The organism is Salinispora sp. CH2A1_6 (assembly GCF_056820975.1).
The window spans coordinates 75,108-81,504 of sequence record NZ_JBXEDG010000015.1 but is presented as its reverse complement, the minus strand read 5'-3'; the positions used below and the strand labels follow the sequence as shown (position 1 = coordinate 81,504).

The following is a 6,397-nucleotide window of genomic DNA, read 5'->3' as shown; positions in this document are numbered from 1 at the left end:
CCCCACGCACGTGGGGGTGCTCCGTTAACGATTGTGCGGGTGGCGTCCAAGGCGTAGTCCTCCCCACGCACGTGGGGGTGCTCCGCTTTCGGCGAGTGCCCGTGTGGCATAGGTCTTGTCCTCCCCACGCACGTGGGGGTGCTCCGCTGCATGTGCCGCTGCCCTCCGACATCGCCCAGTCCTCCCCACGCACGTGGGGGTGCTCCGCCAGCGTCGGTATTGCTCGACGGCTGCGGTGCGTCCTCCCCACGCACGTGGGGGTGCTCCGGCGGCCGGCGGTGACCGGGCGGCTGAGTACGAGTCCTCCCCACGCACGTGGGGGTGCTCCGCCACTGGTCCCGAGGAAATCCGCGCCGCGTTCGTCCTCCCCACGCACGTGGGGGTGCTCCGCATGGGGTACGCACACTAACTTGCTCGCGAACGTCCTCCCCACGCACGTGGGGGTGCTCCGTCAGCCAGAGAGTGGGCGGTGAGCCGGGCCACGTCCTCCCCACGCACGTGGGGGTGCTCCACCGGCCTACCAGCAGCGCATGCGCGACGCCAAGTCCTCCCCACGCACGTGGGGGTGCTCCGTCGACGGTGCGGTGGGAATCGTCCTTGGGTGGGTCCTCCCCACGCACGTGGGGGTGCTCCGTGGTTCCCGGTCACGCGAAACGAGCCGGATCTGTCCTCCCCACGCACGTGGGGGTGCTCCGCAGTATCTGGGTGAGGCGTTGGAGGCTGCCCGGTCCTCCCCACGCACGTGGGGGTGCTCCGATTCCGCCTTCTGGGGAGAGGACGGCGAGGCGGTCCTCCCCACGCACGTGGGGGTGCTCCGGGCTTAAAACCATGGCGATCCGCACCGGCACCGTCCTCCCCACGCACGTGGGGGTGCTCCGGAATTCAAGATCGGGGTGCCGAAGGCGACCGAGTCCTCCCCACGCACGTGGGGGTGCTCCGCCGTTCGTTTACGGCTTCGACCCGCGGATGCGGTCCTCCCCACGCACGTGGGGGTGCTCCGACATGGCCGCGCGTCAGGCCGTTGTCGTCACCGTCCTCCCCACGCACGTGGGGGTGCTCCGACGGGTGACGGAACGGAGTGGACGTAGTGGAGGTCTTCCCCACGCACGTGGGGCGCTCCGTCCTCGACGCCGTCCGCGCCGGTTACACCGGCGTCGGCCTGGCCGTTTCTGAAAGTTGTGGCCATACAGTAAGCGGCGTTGTGGTTGGCATGTTGTCGTGCTGGGAGGGGTGTGGGCGCGGTGAGGACGGTTCAGGTTCGTACGTATCTGGTGCGGGTGGGTCGGTTGGATGAGTGGGTTGATGCGTGGCGGAGGTTGATTGTTCCGTTGCGGCGGGAGTTCGGTTTTGAGGTGCACGGTTCGTGGGTGGACCGGGACGCGAACGCCCATATTTGGGTGCTTTCCTACGAGGGAGGTCGGTCGTTCGCGGAGGCTAACGCGGACTATTGGGCGTCGCCGCAGCGGGAGCGGTTGGGGGTGAATCCCGCGGAGTTCCTGGTGGGTGAGCAGGTCCGTGAGGTGGAGCAGGTCTTGTAGCTACTCTGCTGCCGGTAGGCGGTGGGCGGCGCGTTCGTCGGGAGTGAGGGTCCGGACGACTCGGTGGCGTGCCGCGTGCAGGAGCGCGTCGAGGTCGACTTCGGTAGCCCAGATTCGGGTGGTGGCGTCGGTTGAGCCGGTGACGACGTGGTTGCCGTCGGGTAGCCAGGCCAGGCAGGTGACGGCGTCGCGGTGGACTCCGATGACGTCGCTTTCGTAGTCGGCGTGGGTGTTCCAGCGGCGTACGGTGCGGTCGTCGGAGCCGGAGGCCAGGTATCGGCCGTCGGGTGAGTAGGCGACGGCGCGTACTCGCCGGTCGTGTCCGGTGAGCTCGCGCACCGGGGCGTGGTCGGCCAGGTTCCAGACCCGGATGGTCCAGTCGGCGGAGCAACTGGCGAGGTGGTGTTCGTCTGGCGCCCAGGCCACCCCGTCGACGTAGTTTTGGTGCCCGGCGAGCACGGTGCTGGTGCTGGGGTGGCGCATGTCCCAGATACGGACGGTGCGGTCGTCGGAGCCGGAGGCGAGATACCGGCCACTGGGTGACCAGGCGAGGGCGCCGATCCAGTCGGCGTGTCCGGTCAGGATGCCGGCCAGGGTACGGGTGCGCACGTCGAAGATGTGGATGGTGTTGTCCTTGGCGCCGGCGGCGAGGCGGCTACCGTCCGGGGAGAAGGCCAGGGATTCACACTCCACCGTGCCGGCGAGTAGCAGGTGGGAGCCGCAGCTGTCGAGAAGGTGTGTCGATCCGTCCTGCACGGCGACGGCGAGCGTGGAGTCGGTCGGCGTGCCGGCGAGGGCGACCACAGCCGCCGGCAGCGCCTGGGGAGTGGTGTGTGGGCGGTGGTCGGTGTGCCAGCGGCGCATGCTGGCGTCGGCGGATCCGGTCACGATGCCATCGTTGGTGGCGGTGAGGGCGGTGATGGCCGCGTGGTGACCGGTGAGTTGGACCTGTTCGGCGCCTCGGGGGTGCAGGGTCCAGAGCCTTGCGGTGTGGTCGGCAGAGCCGCTGAGGATCCGGGTGCCATCCGGGCTGACCGCGACGCTCCAGGCGGTGTGTTCGTGCCCGCGTAGCTCGGCGACTTCGCGCAGCCGGGTCACGTCCCATACTCGGATGGTGCCGTCGCCGGCGGCGAGGGTGAGCCGTTCACCATCGGCGGCCCAGGTGAGCGACCAGATCGCGTCGCGGTGTCCGCCGATGCATCGGTGTTGGCTGCCGCTGTGGGCGTCCCAGATGCGCACGGTGCGGTCGGTCGATCCGGTGGCGATCCAGTGGCCGTCGGGTGAGAAGGCGACGGCTTCGACGAGGTCGAGGTGGCCGCGCAGCGTGACGGCGGGTTGGCCGGTGGTCGCGTCCCAGACGATGACTGTGCGGTCGTGGGAGGCGGTGGCCAGGCGGGACGAGTCCGGTGCCCAGTCGACGCCCCACACATCGCCCGCGTGGCCGGTCAGGGTGGTCTGCTTCGTCCAGGTGGCGGTGGCCCACAGGTGGGTGAGGTGGTCGCGGCTGGTCCCGGCCAGGGCGGTGCCGTCTGGGGACCAGGCCACGCTGCGGGCCTGGCCGCCGCAGGTTAGTACCGTGATCGGGGTGCCGGTGGCCGTGTCCCAGACCCGGATGGTGGTGTCCCGCGACGCGGTGGCAGCCATGGTGGAGTCCGGGGAGAAGGCGATGGCCTCGACCATGCCGGTGTGGCCATGCAGCACGTGGGTCACCATCGCGGTGTCGGCATCCCACAGCCGGGCGGTGCCGTCGCGGGAGGCAGTCGCGATGCTGCGCCCGTCGGGCGCCCAGGCAACCCCTCGTACGACGTCTGTGTGCCCGGTCAGCACGGCCTCGATGTGGCTGGACGCCAACGCGGACATCAACGCCCGTCGGGCGACCGGGGTGGTGGGGCACTCGGTCAACGCCGCGGTGGTCAGGAGCACGGCCAGTTCCGGGAACCGGTCAACGTTGGTCAACGCGTAGTGGCCGACTGACTCCGACACCCTCCGCAGGAACGCCGTGTCCCGCCGCCGAGACGCCTCGACCAGACCACGGGCGGCTGGTGTGTCCTGTCCGGCCGAACGCATCGCCTCCAGCCACTGCCCCGCCAGCGCCAGCCGATCCCCGGTGAGCAGATAGTCGGGGCTGCGCCCGGAGCGTTGCCAGTCGCCCGCCCAGCGTTCCAGTTCAGCGCGCCGTCTCAGATGCACGGCCCTCGTCTCGACCTGCTGGCGCAGTGGCGCCCACTGACGGAACAACGCCTCATGCGCCACCTGCACCACCGGCCGACCGTCGTTGACGTCGGAGGTCAGCAGCCGGGCCTGGGTAAAGACCTCCACGATCTGACGCTGCTGCGCCGACAGCTCAGCCGCCGGGACGCGACGCCGGGTGGGCTCCGCCCCATCCATCGACACCAGCCGCAGCAGCGTCGACAGGATCACCTCCGGGTCGTGTTGAATGCGCAGTTCAGCGAGGACAGTGTCCGCCTGCCGGGCCAGCGCCCCCGCAACCCCACCCGATGCCTGATACATCTGCCGGGTCACCACACGCCCCGGACCAATGGTCAGGTACAACTCCTGCAACAGGTACGCCAACAGCGGCAACGCATCCGGCGTCCCGGTCTCCTCCACGATCTCGGCGACCAACCCCGCCTCGAAACTCACCCCCGCCAACCGGGCAGGCTGCTCCATCACCTCCACCAGATCAGCGGGACGCATCGCCCCGACAGCCACCGGCCCGGCGAACAACTCCGCATGCTCACTCGCAAGTAGGTCTGCCAGAAACTCGACCCGCAGCGTGGCCAACACCCACAACCGACGGTCCGCCGCGAGCGCGGAGGCGATCTGGTCGACGAACAGCTTCCGCTCAGCCGGGCTGGACAACGTGACCAGTTCCTCAAGCTGATCAACAATCAGCAGCACCCGAGAAAACCGGTTTCCCGTTTTCGCCCGCCATGCCGCGATACTGTGCGCCACACCATCCTGACCAGCCCACATCGCACGCAGCACAGCCTGCCGCTGCCCACCGGTCAGCCGCGCCGTCACCGCCGCCAACCGCCCCAACGGCTCCCCCGCCGGAACAACCGACGGCAACACATGCCACCGATGCCCCCGCAATCGCGGTGCCACACCCGCGTGCACCAGCGACGACTTACCGCTACCCGAAGCTCCCGTCACACACACAAAACGGGCCGCCGGCTGTCCGGTAAGCACATGCAGACGCCGCACCAGATCCCTGGTCAACTGCTCCCGGCCGAAAAACACCGCGGCATCCTGCTCTGTGAACGCCCCCAAACCCGGGAACGGACACCGATCACCGCCCCACACCGGCCGAGCACCACGAGGACTCTCCCACCACAACACCACCGCGTCACCAGCGATCACCACCACCAACAACACGATCAACACCGGCCCAGAGAAGGTCTGCACCGCGGCGGCGAAACGGGAACTCGCAGCCGCGTTCGCCGCGAAGTTCGCCACCACCTCCAACAGAATCGCCGCCACCAGCAAAGACAGCTGCAATGTCAGCGACGGACGCCGGCCTTGCCGCATCCCGCCTCCCCACACCACCTACCCCGCCGCATCCACCGTAGTTGAGCAACAGCCGACCGTGACAGCTCGAGATCACCGCCCCGCCACACCACCTCGCGCTTGCACCGCAGAGCCCCGTAGTGCAGCACCCCTGGCTAGACGGCGGAACGCGCCAGCCCGTGCCCACGTTGACTCGGCAAGGTTCGTACGCACATACGCGCCACCTGCCCTGGGCAACGTCGGTAGCGAGCCGCCGCGACGACGCGACTTCCGCGGCGCACCACGAACGCCGGGGAGGGCAGCCCGGCGGACGGCACAGCGACCTGGCCGAGACCGCTACCTCGACGCCGCCATCAGCGGGACAGGTCATCGGAACGCCAGCCGCTGTCAAGCCAGTCTGCAAGGCCCGGCACGTGCGGCGCTGGTGGCGGTGTGGCACCCGGGGCGCTGTCCCCGGAACGTCCGCCGAGCTGGTCGGGGCAAATCCATCGACCAATTTCGCTTATGGATGAAGGGAGGAAAGGACTGCGGCACCCCGCGATCAGTTACCGGTGCTGCGGTAATCCGGAAACGCAAATCATATTTCCTGCGAAGAGGCCTGGTTACCCGGACCCACACGAGTGACCGCGACGCCACGGTGACACAGGTCACCCGATTTCAAATAGTTACCGTTCGTGTCAGGCCACCATCCTCTATCTCCGTTAACCTTCCACAAGGTCACAGAGAGTGAAGCTTTGTTAAGCTGCTGTTTCTGCAATGTTATGTCTACTTGAAAGCACTCCGTCAGCATCTAGCAGCGATTAGAAACCAGAGCGGGTTCGCTGTAATATTGATTCATCGCAAGCACCATTGCCCGTACCGCACTCGACGCGAGATCAGCACACACCATGCCGCCGCAGAATGTGACTCAAGCCACAAGGGGTTAGGTAGCGAATGGCGGAATCCACAATCAGTCGTGCCATCAATGCTCGCCACCTGGCCGGCATGGGAATTCAATCCCAACCTTTCCCCAACTGGACAAAAACCAAAGGAAGCAATATGTGAGCTGACATGTACGGAGACCTCGCCGCCTCGATGACACACGCCACAGTGGTACCCCTGTGGGGCACGCAGACAGCCACAGTTGGCACCACACCTTGCTCCTGCCAGGCGCGCGGCGCCGAGGGCGACACCGGGAGGGCCCGCCGTGTCGCCCGCACCCCGCCTTCCTGTCGAGTTCGGCAAGAGTGCCGAACAATCCTTGGATTCAAGGTTCACGCCCGCCTCTCCGCCCAGGTCTGGCCTTCCACCACGTGAATCAGGAATCCGCGGAAATCCGGCGCATCCCGCATGCCACTCAGATAAAGCCA

2 protein-coding genes and 1 CRISPR repeat array are annotated in these 6,397 nt (G+C 67.7%); of the genes, one reads left to right on the top strand and one right to left on the bottom strand.

The genetic code is table 11. The features are described from left to right. Nucleotides 1-56 precede the first annotated feature (56 nt). Nucleotides 57-1,061: direct repeats of the CRISPR family, unit length 29 nt; unit sequence GTCCTCCCCACGCACGTGGGGGTGCTCCG. Between the two features lie 210 nt (nt 1,062-1,271). After that, nucleotides 1,272-1,538 (top strand): hypothetical protein, encoded by a 267-nt coding sequence (locus AC1UKG_RS20860; RefSeq protein ID WP_018732471.1) that lies wholly within the window; start codon nt 1,272-1,274, stop codon nt 1,536-1,538. Here AC1UKG_RS20860 and AC1UKG_RS20855 read toward each other — a convergent pair whose 3' ends face one another. Further along, the gene (locus AC1UKG_RS20855) at nt 1,539-5,069 is read right to left on the bottom strand and encodes an nSTAND1 domain-containing NTPase (RefSeq protein WP_482641711.1); all 3,531 of its coding nucleotides are present in this window, start codon (nt 5,067-5,069) and stop codon (nt 1,539-1,541) included. It lies immediately after the preceding gene. Nucleotides 5,070-6,397 lie beyond the last annotated feature (1,328 nt).